The sequence below is a fragment of the Streptococcus sp. F2 genome, assembly GCF_056500955.1.
The window spans coordinates 86,358-104,790 of sequence record NZ_JBWKAI010000004.1 but is presented as its reverse complement, the minus strand read 5'-3'; the positions used below and the strand labels follow the sequence as shown (position 1 = coordinate 104,790).

Genomic DNA, 18,433 nt, shown 5'->3' with positions numbered 1-18,433 from the left:
TTCTTGGTCTTCAAAGAGATTGAGTTGTGTTATAATGTGCATAGTGAGACCTCGTTAATAGAGATATTTGCACTAACTATTATAACGCTTTGACGTTTTTTGAGGCTCATAAAAGAGAAAAATCGCTACTTTATCGTGGCGATTTTTCTTTTTACTGTTCAGCAAACCCTTATCATAATTGGGATAAACAACAACGGGAATAGTTCATAGTTAGTTATTTTTCTAGAGGTAGTGAAGTTGGCTGATTTTTATCATTAGAAGCTGGAATAGATTGGTCATTATGTAGGTAGCTGTACTCAAGCTTTCGTTCCTCGTTATACCCATCTTTGTATTCGTATTTGGTAGCATCATCATTATTCTCAGTGTACTTCACAACATCGATATTGAAATAATGATGGTCAGATTCTTTGTTTTCTTCAAATTTTCCAGTAGCAACATAATGCTGATTGTTGTTATAAACATCATTATTAAATAGTTTATGATTATCATAAGCAAAGTGAATACTGTTAAAGTCATAATTTTCAGCATTATCTGGAGTATTATATGTTTGCTTGTTAACAATTTCTCCTGTTGCAACATCACGATAGTAAATACTTACCATATGATTATTATCTTTAGGATTTTGTAAGTCGTCTTTCTTCACAACAAAATAGTACTCTTCAAGTATATCGTTATTTTCAGAAGCACCCTCTTCTATACCAGTTTTACTATTAACTTTCTTGATAATGTTTCTTTCTTTAATAGCATAATCATACTCTGCACCCCAAGATAAATGAGTAGCCATTCTATTATTATCATGAAGAACTCTTGCACTTTCACGATCTAGAAGAACATATTCCCCATGGTACTGATTTAAAACCCTTTCAGCGAGTTGACGTAAGTCTTTAGAATCAATTTGCGTGCCAACTTCCCATGGTTTTGTCCCTTCGATAATTGGTGCATTAAACACTTTTCTTGACCCACCACTTTCATCTACAAAATTTAAACTGTATAGAAAAGCAACACCTTTTGCAGGATTTGTAATAGGTGCTTCGACTTTAGGTCTAACAATGACATGTCCATTTAGCATATAATTTTGAATGGACATGTTGCCAAAGTCTACGCTACCATCTTCAGGTGCAATATATAAATCGTTGTCTTTATTTGTAATTCTTGCGTTAGGAGCAAAATCTACTACTTCATAGTTTTGAGTGACTGGATGTGAAGCGAAGTGAGCTTTAATTAAATCTAGTAATTCTTTTTTTTCTACACGAGGACTTTTTAAATCGTAGTCTAAATATTTAATGTAGAATTCTTTGTCTTGCCCCTCTAGAATACCATCGACGCTAATGATTAACGTAGGGTACTTTTGTGGTTCCTCTGGTAAGCCAGGCCCCGCAATAGCCTGTACCGGTTTAGCATGTGCAAATACTGTGGCGCTCAATAGTGTAACGCCTAATAATCCTAAATGTTTTTTCATAAAAAAACCTCCCTTTCCTCATCGTTATACATTATCATTATTAGAAAATAAAGCACTCTCATTTTGGAGTTTTGGTAAAATACAATTAAAAAAGCAATTATCTGAAAATATAATCGCTTTTTATGATACCGCTATCAGTTCTTTGTAAATTTAAAATGTGAGAAAGTTTAAAATATTTTTATCTAAAAAATAATTTATTTTTTATTTTTAGATAATATCATTATCTGGTTTTTTCTGACGCCATTTAGCTCTCAATCCTTGTAGTATAGGGTAGAGAATAGGTACTGCTACTATGGTGACGAGTGTCGTCCCAAAACTACCTCCAACCTTTCCAAGTGCTACGAAGAAAGCTGCTGGAAAAGAAAGTTGACCCACAGCATAATGAAGCAAGCTGTATTTGATGATATTAAGGAGCAATTTTGCCAAGCCTGCTATGGCTCCCAATGCTATAATAGCTGTTGGGTGCTGACTTGACTGCATTCCTTTTTCATAAATAAGGTGTAGGATAAGACAGATTATCATAGATTCCAAAATGGTTATCCAGACAACAGGGGCATAACCGTTTAAAATATCGAAAATGCCCAATCCCAGACTGGCCATCAGAGCTGCTTCTTTACTATCGTATAGAAGAACAGCAACCACCACCAAGGCATTTCCAAGATGAACAAATTGAGCGCCCACTGGAATACGTAGCAATTGGACAGCTATAAAAATTAGGCTAGCATAGAGACTCAACTCAATGTGATGAGCTAGTTTAGATGATGTCATTTGTTTTCCTCCATTAATTGTTGAAATGATGTGCTCAGATAGGCTAAATGCGGTTCGTAGGCAATTCCAAAAGAGATATCTTCTTTTAGCATAAGAGTCGTTTGCAAGGCTTTTTCGATAAAGGAAATAGCAAGGTTAAGAACATCTTTCATAGGCAATTCATAACAAAAACCAGACGCTATAATAGCTGAAACGATATCTCCTGTCCCATAAAATTGTTGAGGAAACTGAGTTCCAAAATAATAGCTTAAGTGATTTTTAGACGATTGATAGTAAGCAAAACCAATTTCTCCTTCTTGGAAAGAGATTCCGCTAATGACAATATGTCGAGGTCCAAGAGCTGCTAATTTTATGACTAGTTGTTTCACATCCACTTCACTGTAATGTGTGCCTAAATAGGGAGTTTGCGTTAACAGGCAAGCTTCGCTCACATTAGGTATTAACAAGTCCGCTTGGCCTGCCAGTTGAGTCATCACAGCTACATGTTGGCTTGTGAAGCCAGTGTAAAGTTTTCCCTGATCCGCCATAATAGGATCAAGAATCAGAGGCACTTGTTGTTGCGACAGAAAATCCAAAATCTTCTCAGCGTCTCCTGTTTGGCTAAGATAACCTACAACTATGGCATGACAATCAGCACCTCTTTCTCTCCACTCTGTTAAAAAAGCCTTCACTAAATCTGAAGTTTCCCATTTCACAGGCTTGTTTCCCCCACCTGTATGCCCCGATAAGAGACAGGTTGGTAATAAGGCTTGCTCCATGCAACAGGCTGCCATCACAGGAATGCTGGCTGATAGTCCTACTTTTCCTATGCCAACTAAGTCGTTGGCCACCATAATACGTTTCATACTCACATACCTCTTTTCCTTAGTAACAATTGTAAGGAAAAGTGTTATTCGGTACAATAGAGTTAATGATTAACTGTATGGGGACAACTATGACAAGTAAATACCAAACCATCATTTCAGATTTGGACCAAGCTATCCAAACGCAAGCATTAAAAAAAGGAGATAAACTCCCTTCCATTCGGCAATTAAGTGACCATTATCGGTGCAGCAAAGACACTGTGCAACGTGCTCTATTAGAACTAAAATATAGACACCTCGTTTATGCAGTACCAAAAAGTGGTTATTATGTTCTAGGAAAAGTGTCTGAAGAAGATACTGCTGTCGATTTAAGTCTCGAGGACTATAATAACATTGCTTACGAAGACTTTCGGCTTTGCCTCAATGAAGCTCTGGAAGCTAGAGATTCTTATCTCTTTCACTACTACCACAAGGCCGAAGGGCTAGACGATTTGCGAGATGCTTTGGTGCCTTATCTGGCAGACAATAGTATTTATAGCTGCAAGGAGCAACTTCTTATTACTTCTGGGACACAGCAGGCTCTCTATATATTATCGCAAATGCCTTTCCCAACCGCTGGGCAGACCATTCTTATTGAAAAGCCAACCTATCATCGTATGGAATCTCTGCTTAATCATTCAGGAGTACCCTATCAAACCATTAATCGAGGGTTTAATGGGCTGGATTTAGGGGTCCTAGAATCCCTTTTTCAGTCTGGAGAGATTAAGTTTTTTTATACTATCTCACGCTTTTCAAATCCTTTAGGGCTTTCTTACACGACCAAAGAGAAAGAGGCTATTGTTCGCTTGGCAGAACAATACCATGTCTATATTTTAGAAGATGATTACCTAGGTGACTTTGTTAAAGCAAAGGAACCTCCTCTTCACTATTATGATACTCATCAGCGTGTGATTTACCTCAAGTCATTTTCCATGAGTGTTTTTCCAGCACTTAGAATAGCTACACTTGTTTTACCCCAAACTTTAAAGTCACAGTTTCTGACTCAAAAATCAATGATTGATTTGGATACCAATTTGTTGATGCAAAAAGCTTTGGCACTCTATTTGGAAAATGGCATGTTTTATAAAAATCTCAAACACATCAAGCATTTGTTAAAGGAGAGGGAAGATGGTTTAGACACAGTTCTAACAACTCACTTATTGAAGAAGCAGTATCGTTTGACTCCGACCCATCTCATTATCAATACTGATAACTCTCCCACTCTCCCTCAGGCGTTGCTCCCTGAAAAGAGTTCTTTTCTCATAAATGGTAACAGTCGTTATCTGATAATGACTATTCATCAAAACACCCTACATCAGTTAAGGTTATTTTTTGACACTCTCAATAACTCCTTGTAAGAGCTATTTTTAACAAGACACTAAAAATCCCTCAAAGGATAGCCTTTGGGGGATTTGGGTTTATTTTGTTTGCTCAAAACGCAAGTGGACAATAATGTTATCACCATAACCATTCCGTTCAAGATCGCGCTGTAGGCGATAAGAAATGTAATGTTCTGCAATGGTGATATAACCTGCATCCATCAAACGATTTTCAACGAGGGATTGAATCATGTTGATGGTAGGGCGTTCAGCATGCACTTCTTCTAAATCAATGATGACCTTTTTAGTAACTTGAGCGAGATTTTGTCGCCAGGTATCATCGATAACATATACCGTTCTTGCTGCTTTGATAATCGCTTGATAAATTTTATCGGGGTCAAATTCAGCGACTTGACCATCACGCTTAATAATTTGCATAAGAGCGCCTCTTTTCATTAGTTTTCATCTCTACTTACATTATGCAAATGTTTTCACGATTTGTCAAGTCATAGCACTCAAACTAGCGATATAACAAGGTTTCTTGACTTTCTTTGTTTTATTCATCAAATGAAAAAACCTTAATGTATAGGGAAAACACCTAAATCACTTGGGACAATTAACCCTTTCTCATGCAGACGTTCTGCAATTTGAACTGCATTCCAAGCAGCACCTTTTAATAAATTATCCGAAACCACCCATAGATGAAGACCATTAGCAATGTCGAGGTCTTTACGAATACGACCCACAAAGGTATCACGGCTCCCTACGGCATTAACAGCCTGAGGATAGAGTTGCTGGCTCACATCATCTTGCAGAACCGCTCCAGGGAACTGACGGATAGCCTCTTTGACGTGATCAATTGGGGCTGGTACTTTTGTTTCGATATAAACAGATTCAGAGTGAGCGGATAAGACTGGGATACGAACACAAGTGGCAGAGACTTTGATTGTAGGATCTGCCATAATTTTCTTGGTTTCCATGGTCATCTTCATTTCTTCATAAGTGTAATCATTTTCTGTGAAGAGGTCAATTTGAGGCAGAGCGTTAAAAGCAATAGGGTAATGTTTTTTATCTCCAGCTGAAGGTAAAATAGCTGCTGTTACTTCCTTTGGAGTTTTGCCTTGATGAAGGATTTGTTCATATTGAGAAAGTGTCTCTGCAATAGCGGACTGACCAGCTCCTGAAACAGCTTGATAAGTTGAAACGATGATGCGTTCTATCCCCCACCGTTGGCGAATGGGTTCAAGTGCAATCATCATTTGGATGGTTGAACAATTAGGACAGGCCACAATACCTTTATGATGATCGAGAGCTTCTGCATTGACTTCTGGAACGACCAAAGGGACTTCTGGATGTTGGCGAAAATGGGAGGTATTATCAACAACTACTGCACCTGCCTGAACCGCATAAGGTGCGAATCGCTCTGAGACGCTACCACCTGCTGAAAATAGAGCAAGATCAATCCCATCAAAGGCTGTTTCATTTGTTTCTTCAATTGGAATTTCTAGCCCCTTGAATGGCAAGGTCTTACCTACAGAACGTGCCGATGCCAGAAGTTTGAGTTTTGAAATAGGGAGATCGGATTCTTCTAACATCTTAATCATTTGGCGGCCAACAGCTCCTGTTGCCCCCACAATAGCTACAGTATAGACCATACAATCACCTCTTACGTTGAAGTCTTTACCAGACATTCTTTTTGTAATTTTCTAAAATTTTATAATAGAGCTATTATAGCTTATTTTATTTTAAAAGAAAAGCACAAAAAAAGGATTGAGAATATCTCAATCCTAGGGGCGTTCTTACTAAGTAAGAACGTGATAAAAAGGTTCACACAAATTATCAAAGTCGGCTTCCTGCCTTAATGACCTCCCCTGCGCAAAAGTGGTTTTTCAACCACAATCGACTCATCGCATACTACCATTCTAACAGAACATGTCCTAAATTACAAGAGAGGAGCAATGGTTCTGACTAACAGTCCAACTAATTTTTGATACCAAGGGCGGGCCTTGAGCTGTTCTTGTGTTACTAAAACTGATTTTTCTTGTGTTTCCTTAAAATCCTTGACAATTTCTGCGATGGCAGACACACGATACAAATAGGTCGCACATTCAAAATGATGATATAAACTGCGATAATCTAGGTTAATTGTCCCAACGACTGCTTTAGTATTATCTGATACAAAAATCTTGGAGTGGACAAATCCTGGCTGGTATTCATAAATCTTAACCCCCGACGTCATTAGAGCTTTGTAGTATGTTTTAGCTAAGGCATAGGGAACGCCTTTGTCAGGAACACCAGGCATAATAATACGAATATCTACACCACGTTCTGCAGCAAATCGCAGAGCATGTTCCATCTCACTGTCTAAAATCAAGTAAGGGGTCATGATGTAGACATAATTTTTGGCATGGTTCAAAATATCAATATAAATATTCTCTCCAATTTTATCGGTATCTAAAGGTGAGTCTCCATAAGGAATCACGTAGCCATCCGATGGAAGAGAGGGAGTATGTTTCGAAAGATAGGGATCGATAATCAACTCTTTTTCAGTGATAGACCACATCTGTAAAAAGAGAATTAAAAAGCTATCGGTTGCTTCACCTTCTAACATCAATCCAGCATCTTTCCAGTGGCCAAAACGGTCAATCTCGTTAATGTATTCATCAGCTAAATTCACACCGCCCGTAAACGAAACGTCTCCATCAATGACCACTATTTTTCGGTGGTCTCGGTAATTATAATAGGTGGAAATAAATGGTGAGATCGGTAAAAATGACTTTGCCTTGATTCCTAGTTGTTGCAATCTTACCGCATAGTCTGGTGATAGGGTTGACAATTCATTCATTCCATCAAACAAGACTCTTACTTCCACACCCTCTTTTACTTTTTTCTCTAAAATGCTTAAAATTTCTCCCCACATTTGCCCTTCAGCAATAATGAAAAATTCTAAGAAAATATATTTTTGGGCCAAAAGCAACTCTTCTTTTAACCGTTTGAAAAACGTTTCCCCTGTTGGAAAATAAGTTGTTCTTGTGTTGTTATAGATTGGAAAATTGCCGCGGCTTCTTTCCAAATACTGCACCAGGTGATAAGTGGTTGAGGTATTATCTTTAAGGACTTCCAAAATGGCTTCGTCATCTCTTAGGTAAGGAGCAGAAAGATCCACTAAATAGCTGATTCTTTGTTTGAGTCCGCGATAACCCCAGTCTAATTTGGTGTAGATGAGAAAAAGCGAACCCAACAAGGGGGCAATCATAATTAAAATTAACCAAGTCATTCTTGAAATAGCATCCATTTCACTATTAACCAGATACAAGACGATAGCAATAGCAAAAATACCTTCTAAAATAGTAATCCAAACACGGTATTGCTCCATCCAAGCATAGGTTAGAAATAAGAAAACTAGCTGAAGGATAATTAATAAAACAATAACAGTTGTTCGACTAAAAATGCCTCGTAAAACTCCTCGTCTCCCTTTATGGAGCAAATATTTTACTTTTGCTTTCTTTTTGATAACCAATCCTCCATCTTCACAAATATCATTTTACATATTATATCATAGTAATGAAGGAAGCGAGTCACTTATAATCTGATTAGTTTGATTAATAGCCTTACTCTCTTAAATAGCTCACTAATAGTATTGGTGACAATAGCTTTTTTCTAGTATTTAACTATTTCTCCTCTAAAAGTCTATGTTTCAACTGTAACTCTCTCTAAATAAATGATTCTGGCATGATGATAAAAAAGAAGCAGATCAATTTCTCCTCGCTAAAAAGACAGAGAGATTGTCTTGCTTCTTTTTTGAAATCTAGCCTCTTAACTAACAAATCAGCAGAATTCACTAAAGGATTAAACTAAATTAGTCGATGACTAATACTAAGCTAAATTATTAGTGATTTGTTTTATGAAAAGGATTTAGTGTTTTTCTTTCTTTTTGAAAAGAGCTACAAAAACTGTCGAGCATAGAAGTCCTAGTCCAGCTAAAAGAGAAAGGTTTGAACGTTCTGCTGTCTTAGGCAGTACTTTTGCTGAAGATGGCTGAGATTCCATATTGTAGTGGAATGTGTCAGCATTTTCTTTTTCATCTAAGCCTTTTGGAGCTAATACGTTAGGTTGGTCCGATTTTGTTTCCGTAAGCATCAAGAGATTAGCGTCATCGATCATACGATCAATGGATTCTTTGAGTTGCTCATCAGTCATTTCAGGATCTGTAGATGCTTCTGAAGACTGTTCTTCTTCATTTGTCATTGGTTGAGAAGACTCTTTTTCAACCTCTTCTGGCGTTTCTTTTTCAACATTCTCGTTTTCTGTAGGCTGATCTGATTGACCTTTAGGTAACAGTTTTTCAAGAGAAACAGCATGGTAATTGCCGAAACGATCTTCTGCAATTAAAACAAGTTTGCTAAAGTCAACTGTCAGTGGTTCTTCTGATAATTCTCTTTCAATTGTTTTTGGAATATCAAAGCTTCCATCTGCCTGCATTGGAATATAGTGAACAACCTGATCATTATAAGGTTCTTCACCCTCTTCAACTTCAGCTGGAATTTCAGTATTATAACCAATTTGGAAACGAACACCTTCTGTTAATTGACTCACATCAATCCTGAATTTACCTGTTTCTGCATCATAGGACGCTTCCGTTGGAAGTTCAGGTAGACTTGTTTTCACCTCTACTTTGAAATCTTGAATTTGAGCTTTTGCACCTTCTGCTACTGGTGTATAGAGTACTCGGTAAGTGTATAGCCCATCTGCAACAGTTTCGTTATCACTTGATTGACCACTCCATTCAGTGTTTTCAAAACGATGCATGACTTTAGCACTTTCGTCTAAGTCTTGGAAGTATTTACGTGTAGCAACGGTTGAACTTTCCCACACAAGGTTACCATCTTTATCAAGTACTTGTGCCTTAATATCCTTAACATTACGAAGGAAGATTCCATGGAAAAGAATACTGTCTTTGTGCCCATCACCATTTGGCGAAATTTGGAAGATGCGTTCTGCCATTGGTGCAATGACATCCCTTTCACCTTCTAAAGCCTCTGTGCCTAAAATAATATTACGTCCCGCTTCAGCACCTAGTTCGTTGATTTCACCTGCCTTAGTTTCTTGAGCTAAGAAGTAAGGTGTAGCGACACTAACCAGTGCGGTTACCTTGCTATCTTTTTCAGGAAGCAAGTACTTACCTGTTTCATCATCTTTCTCAAGTTTTTGATAGAAAGCACCTGCTTCGAGGGTATCATAAATTGGTGTATCCAAAGCAGGAAGATTAGCAAAGTCGCCTCTAAATCCACTAAATGGAATACTCATTAGTTCATCTTGACGATCTAAGTTATCTGTAAAACGAACAAATCCTTCAAGGAAATAGCCGTTTGGCATTTCTTTTAACAAATCTGCAGCGTAGGCTGAAGCATCAACGGCAATTTGAATCTCTTCCACATCATTCGTGATAGTAATAGCTTGCCATTCAGATGATTGCAAGGCCTTCGGTTGCAATTCGAAGTGACCATCTTTTGTTTTATCAGTCCCTAAATTCAATTGGAAATAAAGGGTTTTAGGCGCTTGATCTTTTGTAAGGCGTTTTACATTAAGGGTTACCACAAACTTGTCTTGGATGTTACCAAGATTAATTTTTGCTTGACCAGCTGCATCTGTTAAGTAATAGTCGGCTTTTAGAGCCTTTTGAGCATCAATATGACCAGCACCTTGATGACGTGGTGAAAAGTAAGCTTTTTCTTCAGGACTATACAGAGCTGTTGCAGAACTCATCACCACAGCCTTAATCAACTGTGCACGTTGGGCATCTGTTAAATCTGGGAATCTATCTTTATAAGCTTTTTGAAGAAGTGATAAAATTCCAGAAACATGTGGCGTCGCCATGCTTGTTCCACTTTCGTAGCCATATTGTTTTCCTTCTGTTGCTGAAAGAATATTGAATCCTGGGGCAGCAACATCTGGTTTGATCATGCCTTCAGCTGTGACCCCCCAGCTTGATTGGCTGATAGGACGAGACCCAGCATTGTTCTCAAAAACATCAAAGGCTTGATTAAAAGTAAAACTAGTGACTCCTCTCAATACCGCTGAATCTTTAAGACTGATAAACCCTACTGGAATAGAGCAGTCCTTTGGAATAAAATAATTAGCAATAGTGAAATTTCCTTGGAGAGCATCGTCATTAGAAATAACAACTCCTGTTGCTCCTGCCTTCATCGCGTTTTCGATTTTCTGAGAGAAATTCAGACGACCGCCACGTTTGATCATCACGACTTTATCTTTGGCATCAATTCCTTTAAAATCAGCTTCTTCTCCCAAAGCTGCATCTACTAAAGTGTACTCTTTTCCTGCATCAAAGCTCTTGTGAGCAGAAAGGAAAATTGGTAGCTTTTGTGAGTGTTCAGTTGTTTTGACTTGAAGCGATTGGCTAATAATAGACATTGGGTTTGCAGCCGCCACACTAATCACATCATCAGAGATAGCTGGGCTATTTAACGTTCCAAAGTCAGGGTTGCTAGATAATGGCAAACGACTTCCCATACCAACAGCTCCCTCATTACCACTTGCAGCAACGAGTAAAACACCTTTTTCTTTAGCTGCCTTAATGGCTGCCTTAACATCTGGGTGTAAATCACTTAGCGAATCAGCTGTTTTACCAAAACTCATATTGATAACTGTTGCTCCAAGTTTAACCGCATCTTGAATAGCTTTAGCATAAGAAGCAGCAAAGGAATCTTTTTGCCCTCCGCTCTTCACTTTCATCATCAAAATAGAAGCATTGGCCGCTATTCCTTCCATACGAAGACTATTTTCAGTTGCTTTTTCTCCATTACCTGTAGCAATCGCTGCAACATGTGTCCCATGGACATTACTTGCTTTAGGATCAAAAATCTCATCTGTTTCTTTAGAGTAATCGTAAGTAAAAATAACCTTTTCATTATACCATCGACCATAAGAAATCTTTTGTTCTTCTTTAATCTTGGAGAATTTTTCTTTGGTTAAGAGATTAGGATATTCTTGTAACTGATGATCTAGCTTGAAAACCTCATGTTCTGGATCAAATTCATCATCAATAATTGCAATAATCTGACCACTTCCCTTATCTGTCTTTAATTGCAATTCTTGTATTTTCGTCAAATCATTTTTAGACAGTTGACTAGGAAGAGATTCTGTTTTTTCAGCAAAAGCTGAGATTGGCTCTTGCTCTTTTGAGATAGTTTCGTCTGCCTTAGGAGCCTCTTTTTTTGCTTCGTCAGCTGCTGCTCCGCTTTCTTCTGTTTCAGAACTAGTTTCTGAGTTAGTAGCTATTGTTGAAGTTTCAGTTTTTTCATCAACAGCTGGGGTTGCTGCTGAGTTAGGCTGAAGGACTGTTTCTTCAGTAACTTGTTCATCGGCTAACACAGAGTGATAATTTAATAATAAAAGGCTTGTTGTTGCAAGCGTCAATTGACATACTATTTTTTTCTTAGAGTGATTTTTCATGGTCACTACAATACCTCCAATAACGTGTGAATATAATGATACAACATTATTAAAAAATTAACAATAGATTTACTAAAAATTAATTTATTTTTCTTATCATTAACTTTTTTGATATCACTGAAAGCAGTTAATTAGCTGCTGGAATGTTACCATAACTTGAAATAAGCGTTAACAAAGGAAAGCGCACCTAAAAAACCTGATGATTAATCCATCAGGTTTTTTCACTTTATTAAGATTTAGATTAGTTTTGATTAAAACAGACCAATTGCTGTCCCGTCTTCAGTAACGTCCATTGCCATTGCTGCTGGAACTTTTGGTAGGCCAGGCATAGTCATCACATCTCCTGTTAAAGCAACAATAAATCCTGCTCCTGTTTTAGGAACAAATTCACGGATAGTGATGTCAAAATCTGTCGGTGCTCCTAACAAGGAAGGGGTATCGGAGAAACTGTATTGTGTCTTAGCCATACAAACAGGCAATTTATCCCAACCGAATGCTGCGAACTGCTTCAATTGTGTTTTGGCTTTTGGGCCAAATTGAACAGCTTTACCCCCATAAATTTGGGTAACGATCTTGGTCACTTTTTCTTCCAATGAATCTTCATCTGCATAAAGACGCTTGTAATCAGAGGACTCTTGATCAATCACACGAACCACTGTTTTGGCTAGTTCTACGCCTCCTTCAGCTCCATTAGCCCAAACACTGGCTAATTCTACAGGAACATTTATATCAGCACAGAGAGCTTTTAAAGTCGCAATTTCAGCTTCAGTGTCTGCGACAAATTCATTGATTGCCACAACAACTGGTACATCGAAGCGACGCATATTGTCGACATGACGTTTTAAATTGGCAAAACCTAACCGAACAGCTTCGCAATTTTCAGTCGACAAATCGGCCTTATCAACCCCTCCGTGCATCTTAAGAGCACGTAAGGTAGCAACCACCACAATAGCATCTGGTGCTTTAGGAAGGTTAGGAACTTTAATATCGAGGAACTTCTCAGCACCCAAATCAGCACCGAATCCAGCTTCTGTAACGGTGTAATCTGCCAATCGCAACGCTGTTGAGGTAGCAAGGACAGAGTTACATCCATGGGCAATATTAGCAAATGGTCCCCCATGAACAAGGGCTGGTGTTCCATAAATAGTCTGTACTAAATTTGGCTTGATAGCATCTTTTAGAATTAATGTTAATGCTCCTTCAACCTTCAAGTCACGAACATAGACAGGCTTACGATCATAGGTATAAGCGATCACAATGTTTGCCAATCGTTCTTTCAGGTCTTTTAAATCAGTCGCTAAACATAGGATAGCCATGATTTCAGAAGCTACTGTGATGTCAAATCCATCTTCGCGTGGCACACCATTCACAGGACCGCCTAAGCCGACAATTACTTGGCGAAGAGCACGATCATTAAGATCTACCACGCGCTTCCATATAATACGACGTTGATCAATTCCTAAATCATTTCCTTGCTGTAAATGATTATCAATCAAAGCTGACAAGGCATTGTTGGCTGTGGTAATGGCATGCATATCACCTGTGAAGTGAAGATTGATATCTTCCATTGGCAAGACTTGGGCGTAGCCCCCGCCTGCTGCACCTCCTTTAATCCCCATAACAGGGCCAAGGGAAGGCTCGCGTAAAGCAATCATGGTTTTTTTACCAATTTGATTTAAAGCGTCTGCCAATCCAATGGACATGGTTGATTTCCCTTCGCCTGCTGGAGTAGGGTTAATAGCAGTTACCAAGATTAATTTTCCAGGCTCATTTGTTGAGGCGGATTTGATTTTCTCAAAACATAATTTAGCTTTATATTTACCATAAAGCTCAATATCATCAGCCTCTATTCCAATTTTGTTAACAATATCAGTAATTGGTTGTAAGGTGACACTTTGGGCGATTTCGATATCTGATTTCATGATAACTCCTCAATTTTATGTAATGTCGTCATTATATCACATTTTAAGTTAGGCGTACATTTATTTGAACCATAACAAAGAATGTTCGTTTTTTTAGTTTGTTTTCACCTACTCCAAGTTAAACTTACTAGGAAAACATCAAATCCACCAATTCTCTTGCTGTAATAGCCCCTAGATAAGGCGTTAAATGAGTGGATTCCAGAACAGCAAGCACATCTTCTTTTTCCATTCTGGTGCCAATCAAGAGGTGTTCCAGTTCTGTAATATCTGCTTTTCCAAAAAAGTCTCCATAAATGCGACAGTCAGCAATCGAACCTTTTACGATATCAAGATGTACATCAACCGTTCCTCCAGCAAAGCGGCCATCTCTGTGGTAACGGTATTGTGGAGAATTGCCATAGTTCCACTCCCAATTTTTATACTTACGCTCTGTTAAGGCATCAATCTGTTGCCAATCCTCTTCCGTCAAGTCATAGCGTTTTGCCTGACTAATGGTTTCAATCTTTAATAACTGACAAACCATCAAATCTTTAAATTCCTCAACAGTGATACCTTGATACTGCGGTGCTAAATGTTCTCTGATATTACCTACTCGGCTTCGCACTGACTTGATACCCTTTGATTCAATTTTTTTTCGGTTAGGGTTCAGTACCTTTTCCATAGCTTCAAAATCCACATCTAAAAGTAGCGAATAACCCCCATAGACACGGCCATTGGCAATGGTCATTGCAGCTCCAGATACTTTTTTACCATCGATGACCAAATCATTTCGTCCGGTCATTTCCACACCTGTCGCTCCCAAATGGTGAAGTGCTTCAATAGCAGGTTGATAGGTTCGTTTGAAATCCCCAAAAATCCCATTATCATTAATAAGATAACAAATGTTAACAGCTCCAGAATCAACATACACAGCTCCACCACCAGTATCTCGGCGAACAACAGGAATATGATGTTCTTTTAAGTAATCTTGATTGGTTTCGACGACTGCATTTTGAAATTTTCCAATCTCAACTTTGGGATCACAATAGTATGGAAATAAGATATCGTCATCCAAAAATAAATTTTCTTGGACGTACACTTGCATAGCTAGAGCGACAGCTCCGTCAGTAATTCGTTTACCGTTACGAATCGGTTCAATAAGATACATGTTAGTTGTCCTCTCTATTGTGAGTTAGCTCGTATGGTTTATAGTGTTTGGTATATAGTTTTTGCGTCCTTAATCAATTGGGCAATATGATCTGTTAGTTCTAAACTCTGTGATCTTAACTGTTGAGGGGTACGATAGTGTTTGTGGTTCAAGGTCACAAATAAAGCATCAGGATTTTCTGACACGCGCTTCCAAAAAGGGTGTTTAATGAATTGAGGTGTGGTATGCCCCACACCAATCTCTAAATAAAGCACTTTGCCATGTTCGTGTTCTGATAGAAAAGTGTCATAGCGTTCTTTTTGTGCCTGGAAATCCGCATCTTCAACCATTCCTTTTTCTTCGTTACGTTTATTAATTTCAAAAGGAGCTGCGCATTTAGGACAATGCGGAATTAATTGATCTGGAACTTTCATATTTGCTTGCTCAGCAATCATTTGACGTATTAAACAATCATCCTTGTAAGTTTGCTGATGACAGTGTTGACTGCATTGCCACAAACCGTATTCCCCTTGAATATGAAAGATCTTTTCTGGGTCATAATTAGCTACCCAAAAAGCATTATCAGCATTGGTAGTAATAATATGATAAGCTTTGGTTTCCAAAATGTTCCGTAAATCAAGATAAGATTGGCCTACAGGCTGGTCAAGGTAATTCAAAGCCACAAAGCGACTTTGAAAAGCCCAGTATTCTTGCCAGTCTTCAAAATCAAAGAGACTAGCTTGCAACATATCCAAAAATTGGTACTTGGCAATAAAATCTGGAAAAGCAGTTTCAAAACGTGGCCCTATATAAGTAAAGCCATCAGCTGCTGACATACCAGCACCAATCCCAACAACAAGAGCATCGGCTTCTTTAATCAATTGAGCTAGCTGTTCTGCCTGGGTGAGGTCTTCATTGGGATAAGTTTTCCAATTACTCACAATCATTCTCCTTTTGTAAATACATATCATACAAAGCCTTATCTTCTAAGGTAAAAGTATTAAAAATAACAGCTATTCGCTGATTTGGGTGTTGTTCTTGCCATTTTAAGACCGTCTTAATAGCAATCTGTGAGGCTTCTTTTTTAGGAAAACCAAATTCACCTGTTGAAATGGAACAGAAAGCTAAACTCACAAGTCCTGATTGAGCTGCCAAATTAAGGCAGGATTGGTAACAGCGAGCTAGTAAACCTGCTCGAATAGGCGAAAGCGGTTGTCCTTTAGCAATTCTTGGCCCGACGGTATGAATAATCGATGAAGCTGGTAAATGGTAGGCACTGGTCATCTTAGCCTGACCAATAGCTTCTTTGTGCCCTTGTTCAACCATGAGAGACTGACACGCTAAACGTAATCTGCTCCCAGCAAAGGTATGAATGGCATTATCAATACAGCCATGATTAGGAATAAAACATCCTAATAATTCACTGTTTGCTGCATTGACAATAGCATCCACAGCAAGGTGCCTAATATCTCCGTGGTAAAGAAAAATCTGATCATGAGCAGTTTTCTGACAACCTTCAAGGCTTATCGGACGAATAGAATTCTGCCAAGCATCCAAATAAGTATCTTCCAAGACAAGGTAGTTTTGAGACAAGGGAAGAGCAGGCCGCTGGTTGATAAGCGACCGCCATAAAATTTCCCGTCCTTCTAAGGTGGCAGGCAAGGCAGAAACCTGAGAATCACCAACCCATTCTTCTGCTTGTAGCTGCGCAATCATCTTGCCTAATAACTCAAATGACTTAGGCATCTTCTAAGGCATCAAAAGCTGCTTGGTCAACATCTGCCAAGACTACAATCCAGTTTTCATCAGCTTTTTCAGAATTCAAGAGGGTTGGCGTTAGCGTTGCTGCCTCATTACGTTCCACAACAGTCCCTGCTAATGGTGACAAAACAGACATAACTGTTTTAGACGCTTCTAAATTCAAAATAATGTCATCAACCGCTAAGGTGTCATTTTCAGTAAATTCGGCATAACCAATAGTTCCAATATCATCTTGCAATTCGGGTGTCATGCTGATGGTATAACGGTCTTCTTTTTTCTCAATTAGTAAGTAGTTCGCAAATTTTTTCATTTTCTTTCCTTTCTCTTTAGAGAGTTATATTAATAAAGTGACGACGATTGGCAGCGCTGGTTTCACGCTGGTTTTGCTTTAGAGAATCGTTGTGAGTTTCCTCAATAATATGTTGATGTTCGGACTCCCCACAGAACCAAGAAAAACCAAGGTTTTCTGCTGTCTGGGTTAGGTAACATGTTTCTTGAGGACTTCTTCTTAGTCAATTCCCCATAATCAAGTACTCTGAATTTTATTTATCCTCCTCGTAATATTGAGCAAGACTGCGAAAGAGGGTTCGGGATTCTTTAGGCAAGGATTCACCGTAATCCATCAAAGGAACAATGTCTTTGAAGGAAGCTTTTGGAATCGCTAAGCTTTCCAAATCTTCCATCCTAATCTTCAGATGAATAGAATCCTCTCGTCCTTCTTTGATTTTAGTCGCAAATTCTGGGTCAACCACAAAAGGAGTCGAGGCACCCACAAAGTCTGAATGGGCTAAAGCTTCAATGGCTTTCTCAGGCGTATTAATTCCCCCAGTAGCCATAACTGGTAACCGTTTGTTGAGATGATTCGAGACTACTTGATTCACGAGTTGTCCGTGATAAGGACCAGATGAGCGAACTGTATTACGAAACACGTGATGCCCCCAGCTTGCTATGGCCAAGTAATCAAGTTTTGCCACTTCTAGTGCCCAATCCATCAATTGTAAAAAGTCTTCAATCGAATAACCGATACTATGTCCTCTAGTCTCTTCTGGCGTTGCCCTGAAGCCAAAGATAAAGTCATCTGGAGCTTCCTGATCAATCACCTGTTGAACAGCTTGCAAGACCTCCAGAGTTAATTTAGCCCTGCTGGCAAGTGATTGACAACCATAATAATCGGTCCGCTGGTTAGAAAAAGTGGAGAAAAAGGTTTGAATCAGTAAGCGCTGGGCAGATGAAATTTCCACACCGTCAAAGCCTGCTTGAAGCGCTCGCCGAGTCGCCTGCGCATATGATTCAATAAGTCCTTCTATCTGTTGAAGCGAGAGAGTCTTGACTTCGTGAGGTTTTGGAGAATTCAGCTTCATCTCACTAGGACCATAGACAAAACCATATTTGGTTAAGGTATGGCTAGCAAAACGACCCGCATGAGTCAGTTGTAAGACAGCTTTTCCCGCTTGTTCTTTCATTGCCTGAGCTAATTTTTTCAAGCCAGGAATGTCAGCATCTTTGGCGACACTAAAACCATATTCAAATAACTGTCCATAAGGGTCAATATAGGCTGCCCCTGAAATTTGTAAAGGGGCTGATCCTGCTCGTCGTGAAGCATATAACAAATCGTCTTTGGTCACAAATCCGTCTGCAGTTGAGGAATTCGTCACCATAGGTGACAGAACGAAACGATTAGCCAAACGAACCCCATTTGGCAATGTTAAAGGCTGATATAAGGGACCAAAACTTTCTTTCATCAGGCTTCCTTTCTAGACACT

14 protein-coding genes are annotated in these 18,433 nt (G+C 38.8%); 1 reads left to right on the top strand and 13 read right to left on the bottom strand.

From position 1 onward, the window contains the following. Positions 1 to 214: 214 nt before the first annotated feature. The 3 genes from ACYTR8_RS02700 to ACYTR8_RS02690 all read right to left on the bottom strand — a co-directional run bounded on the left by ACYTR8_RS02700 (position 215) and on the right by ACYTR8_RS02690 (position 3,072). Positions 215 to 1,459 carry a staphylokinase domain-containing protein gene (locus ACYTR8_RS02700; protein ID WP_479641625.1) on the bottom strand — a complete coding sequence of 415 codons (1,245 nt, stop codon included), beginning with the start codon at positions 1,457 to 1,459 and terminating at the stop codon, positions 215 to 217. A 207-nt stretch (positions 1,460 to 1,666) separates the two neighbouring features. After that, positions 1,667 to 2,227, bottom strand: coding sequence for an ECF transporter S component (locus ACYTR8_RS02695; protein WP_269760047.1), 561 nt, complete (start codon positions 2,225 to 2,227; stop codon positions 1,667 to 1,669). Further along, the gene (locus tag ACYTR8_RS02690; protein ID WP_479641624.1) at positions 2,224 to 3,072 is read right to left on the bottom strand and encodes a pyridoxamine kinase; all 849 of its coding nucleotides are present in this window, start codon (positions 3,070 to 3,072) and stop codon (positions 2,224 to 2,226) included. Before ACYTR8_RS02690 ends, ACYTR8_RS02695 begins: the two co-directional genes overlap by 4 nt. Positions 3,073 to 3,161: 89 nt before the next feature. Here ACYTR8_RS02690 and ACYTR8_RS02685 point away from each other — a divergent pair, with 89 nt between their 5' ends. Then, a complete protein-coding gene (locus ACYTR8_RS02685; protein ID WP_479641623.1) occupies positions 3,162 to 4,427 on the top strand; it encodes an aminotransferase-like domain-containing protein in 1,266 nt (421 codons plus the stop codon). Between the two features lie 60 nt (positions 4,428 to 4,487). Here ACYTR8_RS02685 and ACYTR8_RS02680 read toward each other — a convergent pair whose 3' ends face one another. The 10 genes from ACYTR8_RS02680 to ACYTR8_RS02635 form a co-directional block, all read right to left on the bottom strand. Continuing rightward, entirely contained in the window at positions 4,488 to 4,826 is a 339-nt protein-coding gene (locus ACYTR8_RS02680; protein WP_111716463.1) for an ATP cone domain-containing protein, read from the bottom strand. A 140-nt stretch (positions 4,827 to 4,966) separates the two neighbouring features. Then, entirely contained in the window at positions 4,967 to 6,043 is a 1,077-nt protein-coding gene (locus ACYTR8_RS02675) for an aspartate-semialdehyde dehydrogenase (protein ID WP_111716466.1), read from the bottom strand. A gap of 287 nt (positions 6,044 to 6,330) precedes the next feature. Then, on the bottom strand, positions 6,331 to 7,908 hold the full coding sequence (gene cls / locus ACYTR8_RS02670) for a cardiolipin synthase (RefSeq protein WP_111716468.1): 1,578 nt from the start codon (positions 7,906 to 7,908) through the stop codon (positions 6,331 to 6,333). A 395-nt stretch (positions 7,909 to 8,303) separates the two neighbouring features. Further along, complete coding sequence (locus tag ACYTR8_RS02665) at positions 8,304 to 11,861, bottom strand: S8 family serine peptidase (protein ID WP_479641627.1); 3,558 nt, start codon at positions 11,859 to 11,861, stop codon at positions 8,304 to 8,306. 251 nt (positions 11,862 to 12,112) lie between these two features. Continuing rightward, positions 12,113 to 13,783 carry a formate--tetrahydrofolate ligase gene (locus tag ACYTR8_RS02660; protein WP_479641622.1) on the bottom strand — a complete coding sequence of 557 codons (1,671 nt, stop codon included), beginning with the start codon at positions 13,781 to 13,783 and terminating at the stop codon, positions 12,113 to 12,115. Between the two features lie 127 nt (positions 13,784 to 13,910). Beyond that, positions 13,911 to 14,930: a lipoate--protein ligase gene (locus ACYTR8_RS02655; protein WP_143927507.1), complete on the bottom strand. Its 1,020-nt coding sequence runs from the start codon at positions 14,928 to 14,930 to the stop codon at positions 13,911 to 13,913. 38 nt (positions 14,931 to 14,968) lie between these two features. Next, positions 14,969 to 15,850, bottom strand: a complete 882-nt coding sequence (locus ACYTR8_RS02650; protein WP_111717927.1) for an SIR2 family NAD-dependent protein deacylase — start codon at positions 15,848 to 15,850, stop codon at positions 14,969 to 14,971. Next, positions 15,843 to 16,655, bottom strand: a complete 813-nt coding sequence (locus tag ACYTR8_RS02645) for a protein-ADP-ribose hydrolase (protein WP_479641621.1) — start codon at positions 16,653 to 16,655, stop codon at positions 15,843 to 15,845. The genes ACYTR8_RS02650 and ACYTR8_RS02645 overlap by 8 nt, the downstream gene beginning before the upstream one ends. Next, positions 16,648 to 16,980 carry a glycine cleavage system H family protein gene (locus ACYTR8_RS02640; protein WP_003050906.1) on the bottom strand — a complete coding sequence of 111 codons (333 nt, stop codon included), beginning with the start codon at positions 16,978 to 16,980 and terminating at the stop codon, positions 16,648 to 16,650. Before ACYTR8_RS02640 ends, ACYTR8_RS02645 begins: the two co-directional genes overlap by 8 nt. A 232-nt stretch (positions 16,981 to 17,212) precedes the next feature. After that, a complete protein-coding gene (locus ACYTR8_RS02635) occupies positions 17,213 to 18,412 on the bottom strand; it encodes an NADH-dependent flavin oxidoreductase (RefSeq protein WP_479641620.1) in 1,200 nt (399 codons plus the stop codon). Between the last annotated feature and the right edge of the window lie 21 nt (positions 18,413 to 18,433).

Bases quoted from the DNA above. Each gene is read 5' to 3' on its own strand.
- ACYTR8_RS02700 (WP_479641625.1), bottom strand. From the start codon at position 1,459: ATGAAAAAACATTTAGGATTATTAGGCGTTACACTATTGAGCGCCACA.
- ACYTR8_RS02695 (WP_269760047.1), bottom strand. From the start codon at position 2,227: ATGACATCATCTAAACTAGCTCATCACATTGAGTTGAGTCTCTATGCT.
- ACYTR8_RS02690 (WP_479641624.1), bottom strand. From the start codon at position 3,072: ATGAAACGTATTATGGTGGCCAACGACTTAGTTGGCATAGGAAAAGTA.
- ACYTR8_RS02685 (WP_479641623.1), top strand. From the start codon at position 3,162: ATGACAAGTAAATACCAAACCATCATTTCAGATTTGGACCAAGCTATC.
- ACYTR8_RS02680 (WP_111716463.1), bottom strand. From the start codon at position 4,826: ATGCAAATTATTAAGCGTGATGGTCAAGTCGCTGAATTTGACCCCGAT.
- ACYTR8_RS02675 (WP_111716466.1), bottom strand. From the start codon at position 6,043: ATGGTCTATACTGTAGCTATTGTGGGGGCAACAGGAGCTGTTGGCCGC.
- ACYTR8_RS02665 (WP_479641627.1), bottom strand. From the start codon at position 11,861: ATGAAAAATCACTCTAAGAAAAAAATAGTATGTCAATTGACGCTTGCA.
- ACYTR8_RS02660 (WP_479641622.1), bottom strand. From the start codon at position 13,783: ATGAAATCAGATATCGAAATCGCCCAAAGTGTCACCTTACAACCAATT.
- ACYTR8_RS02655 (WP_143927507.1), bottom strand. From the start codon at position 14,930: ATGTATCTTATTGAACCGATTCGTAACGGTAAACGAATTACTGACGGA.
- ACYTR8_RS02645 (WP_479641621.1), bottom strand. From the start codon at position 16,655: ATGCCTAAGTCATTTGAGTTATTAGGCAAGATGATTGCGCAGCTACAA.
- ACYTR8_RS02640 (WP_003050906.1), bottom strand. From the start codon at position 16,980: ATGAAAAAATTTGCGAACTACTTACTAATTGAGAAAAAAGAAGACCGT.
- ACYTR8_RS02635 (WP_479641620.1), bottom strand. From the start codon at position 18,412: ATGAAAGAAAGTTTTGGTCCCTTATATCAGCCTTTAACATTGCCAAAT.